The sequence below is a fragment of the Protofrankia sp. CiP1_Cm_nod4 genome (assembly GCF_982290645.1).
This window is the reverse complement of sequence record NZ_CEVIVC010000006.1, coordinates 8,030-11,072: the sequence shown is the minus strand read 5'-3', so window position 1 is coordinate 11,072 and position 3,043 is coordinate 8,030. Positions and strand designations below refer to the sequence as shown.

Below are 3,043 nucleotides of genomic sequence, written 5' to 3'. Positions count from 1 at the left end.
GGCGCGCTCGCCCGCGAACGCGCCCGCCATCCCGGTCTGCGCTACACCTACGGACGCCCGCTCGGCCCGCATCCGACGTTGCTGACGGCGCTCGACGAGCGCATCGACGCGGTCTGCCCGCGCGCCGAGCGGGCGAAGGTGACCGTGCTGCTGGTCAGCCGGGGCTCCACCGACCCGGACGCCAACGCCGAGATCGCCAAGGTCGCCCGGCTGCTGTGGGAGGGACGCGGGTTCGCCGGTGTCGAACCGGCGTTCATCAGCCTGGCCGAGCCGGGCGTGCCCGCCGGCCTGGAGCGCTGCCGCCGGCTGGGAGCGTCCCGGATCGTGGTGGCGCCCTACTTCCTGTTCACCGGCGTCCTGCCGGAGCGGGTGGTCGCCCAGGCCACCGCCTGGGCCGCCGAGCACCCGGGCGTCGACGTGCGCTGCGCGGGCCTGCTCGGCGACAGCGACGCCCTGGTGGACCTGGTGTTCGAGCGCTTCGCCGAGGCACTGGCCGGGGACATCCGGATGAACTGCGACACCTGCCTGTACCGGGTCGCGCTGCCCGGCTTCGAGCACCGGGTGGCCGCCCCCCAGGCCCCCCACGACCATCCGGACGACCCGACGCATCCGCACGGACACCATGATCACCACCGCGGTCACAGCCACGAACATGGTCACGGGCATCACCGGCATGCCTCCCACGCGTCCTGAGCGGCCGGCGCCCATGCCCGCCCCGGTCACGCCGGGTACAGGAGCCGACCGGTAGGCGCCTCCGCTCGACCTCCGACCGCCCCTGCCCGGTCCCGGCCGGGCCACGGCCTGGCCGGGACCGTCCGCGGCTACCGCACCTGGCGGTCGAAGGGGGCCTGGGACGGCACGGGCGGGTCGTAGCTGGTCACCACCACGTCCCAGCTACGCCGGGCGGACGCGTTCAGGCTGATGTCACGCCGGGTGGCCAGCCGCAGAACGCGGAAATCACCGCCGAACAGGTCGCGCACGAACGGCGTGTCGCTGTTGGTCATGGTGATGAAAACTCCCCGGTCGGCCGCGCGACGCATCGCCTTGTAAAGCCGCACCTGGTCGTCCGCCCCGAACTGGCCGGCGGTGTACCGTCTGAAATCAGACCAGCCGCCGAGTGGTACGTACGGCGGGTCGCAGTACACCCAGTCACCCGTTTCGGCGTCGTCGATCGCCTGTTCGAAGTCGGCCACCCTGACAACGGCGCCGCTCAGCGCCCTGGCGGCCCGCAGAAACGTCGTCCGATTGTAGTAGGGCCGGTCGTAGGCTCCGTACGGCGTGTTGAACTCGTTGCGACGGTTCACCCGCCACAGCCCCCGGAAGCTCGTCTTGTTGAGGTAGACGACCCGGGCGGCCCGTTCGAGGTCACTGAGATCCCGGGGACGCTGCCGGCGCACGTGTTCGAAGTGTTCGGGAGTGTTGGGCATCTCGTCGAGCCGCGCCATGACCGACTCCGGATCCCCGGCGACGACCCGGAAACAGACGACGAGTTCTTCGTTCGCGTCGGAGAGAACAGCGCGGCGAGGCCCCAGTTCGAAGAACACCGCGCCACTACCGAGAAAGGGCTCCCGGTACGAGCCGGTGAACTCCGGCGCCAGCCCCACGAGCGCGCTCGCGTACCTGCTCTTGCCCCCGGCCCACTTCAGGAACGGCTTCTCGCCGGGGATACGACTGGTGGTCCGCAGACCCGTCGGCTGCACACGTCAAGACTACGGGTTCCGTGCGACAGGGCCCGACGGCGCTCCGCGACCCGCGGCTGCACCTCAACGATCTTCGCCGTGTACCCACGAACCGCGGAACCCGGGCTCTCCACAGCGTGCCCTGGTGTCGGAAATCCGACACCACATGAGAGCCCCAGACGGAAGATCTGATTACTTTCAGTAAGAAATTCGATCGACCGGTTCGGATCAAGACTTGTCAGTGATCTCTTGGTCACAAGGGTGACATCGGCGGGATGGCATCTTCGGGGACGCCCTCCCCATGGCAGTCATGAAGCGCCGGGAACGCGGTGATCGCTGGAGGTGGGCGCGCCCACCTCCAGCATGCTCCGACGCGCCGGCGGCATCCGTCCAGGCCACGCCACTCCGATCGTGGCCGGAGACGACCGAATCCGGACCGTCAGCTGTGAAATGACCCTGTCAGCACGGCCGCAAACACCACCGTCATCGAATCCGCGACACCAGAAAGATTCGAACGGATGATCATTGTGAATCGTTCGGCACAGCCGGGTCGAGGTCTGGTCGACAGCGCTCATGGCGGTGACTCTCCGCCATGGAAAGGAATTTCCCCACCTGGGCGAGCGACGTTGGGCCACGTTGCAGTCCTCGCGCACGGAGCCATCCTCGAGTACCTTCGCAGAAGTGCTGGGGCCACCTTCCGGCATGTCAGATAAACCACGGATGGCAGCAGGTGGACAGGTGCTGTACGCGGACGGTGGCAAACGTCCCCGAGAGCCGGCCGGGTGGAAACGGCCAGATTGGGGTTTACTGAGAGCTCACCGAGCACCATGAGCGTTGTTCAGAAGCTGCGATCAGATGTTCTGGATCATACGCCTGCGCAGGTCAGGGCGTTACCGGGCCCTGATCGGGACCCGTGAACAACGCTTCATGAGATGATCCTGTTTTATCGGTCGCCGAGCGGGATGCCCGGTGGACGCGGTGCCGGTTTCGTACCGGTGCCGGCCTGTTCCCGACAGGGACCATGAATACTACGTGCGGCGGTAGGAGCCCGGCCATCCGCGAGCTCGTCGGTTATGGAATTGCTCACCGCGGGCCGGCCCCATCCGATGGAACACCCGCGGTCTGACGTACCCGACCCCATATCGCCGTACTGGAATGGCCACCCGACGCGCGATCTGGAACAAGGCTGCCGGTCCGTCCACCGCGGCCTGGACACAGCGCCGACACCTGGCTCCGCTATGCCGTCACACCGCGGGGGCGGCCACGCCGGCAAATTCCTGCCAAATATCTGCGTGTAACATCCGAAGCGAAAGGAAACCATTCGGCATGGCTCATTGGAAAAACATCTCCGGCGCTCTCACGGC

General features: G+C 67.5%; 2 protein-coding genes. One reads left to right on the top strand and one right to left on the bottom strand.

All coding sequences use genetic code 11. From position 1 onward, the window contains the following. Window positions 1-693 (top strand): CbiX/SirB N-terminal domain-containing protein (locus tag AC5LSR_RS02605; protein WP_493465617.1); only part of this gene is annotated, 693 nt, incomplete at its 5' end. A gap of 128 nt (window positions 694-821) precedes the next feature. Here AC5LSR_RS02605 and AC5LSR_RS02600 read toward each other — a convergent pair. Beyond that, a complete protein-coding gene (locus AC5LSR_RS02600; protein ID WP_250291299.1) occupies window positions 822-1,700 on the bottom strand; it encodes a DNA adenine methylase in 879 nt (292 codons plus the stop codon). Between the last annotated feature and the right edge of the window lie 1,343 nt (window positions 1,701-3,043).